This is a genomic window from Streptomyces mutabilis (assembly GCF_014649815.1).
Lineage (GTDB): Bacteria > Actinomycetota > Actinomycetes > Streptomycetales > Streptomycetaceae > Streptomyces > Streptomyces mutabilis.
The window spans coordinates 1-858 of record NZ_BMTT01000123.1 but is presented as its reverse complement, the minus strand read 5'-3'; the positions used below and the strand labels follow the sequence as shown (position 1 = coordinate 858).

The window sequence follows — 858 nt, the reverse complement described above, 5'->3', positions numbered from 1 at the left end:
GTTGTCACGTTGACTGATCGGTGAGGATGATCTCCTGGTTGATCAGCCTGGGAAGGGTCGTCCGTGGGGGTCGTGTCGCCGTCGTACAAGGGCCACCGGTATCCGGTCGAGGTCATCTCCCACTGCGTGTGGCTGTTCCACCGCTTCCCGCTGTCGTTCCGCGAGGTCGAGGAGCTTATGCTCGAGCGCGGGATCACCGTCTCCTACGAGACGGTGCGCCGCTGGTGTGCCAAGTTCGGTCAGCAGTACGCGAGCGCGCTGCGCCGTCGGCAGCCCCGGCCTGGTGACACATGGCACCTGGACGAGGTCTTCCTCAAGATCAGCGGGGAACGGAAGTACCTGTGGCGGGCTGTCGACCAGGACGGCAATGTGCTGGACGTCCTGGTGCAGGACCGCCGGGACAAGACCGCGGCCAGGCGCTTCTTCCGCCGCCTGATGAAGAGGACTCACACGGTGCCGCGGGTGATCGTCACCGACAAGCTCCGCTCCTACGGCGCGGCCCACCGCGAGGTCATGCCCTGCGTCGAGCACCGGCAGTCGAAGTACCTCAACAACCGGGCGGAGAACAGCCACCAGCCAACGAGGCAGCGCGAACGCGCGATGAAAGGCTTCCGCTCCGTGGGCGGAGCCCAACGATTCCTGTCCGCGTTCAGCGGCATCTCGCCCCACTTCCGCCCCCGCCGCCACCTGACGACCGCACACGACTACCGAGCCGAGATGGCCATCCGCTTCGCGATCTGGGAGCAGATCACCGGCGTCGCCGGCCTCGCCACCGCGGCCTGAGCACAGCCCGGAACCAGGCCCCATCAGGTCGTGACTCACCATCAGAGACCGCCCGCCCAACAACGTGACAGCGCC

General features: G+C 66.8%; 1 protein-coding gene. It reads left to right on the top strand.

The window, feature by feature from the left end:
* Positions 1-63: 63 nt before the first annotated feature.
* Positions 64-783, top strand: coding sequence for an IS6 family transposase (locus IE142_RS34935; protein WP_191889423.1), 720 nt, complete (start codon positions 64-66; stop codon positions 781-783).
* The last annotated feature ends 75 nt before the right edge of the window (positions 784-858 follow it).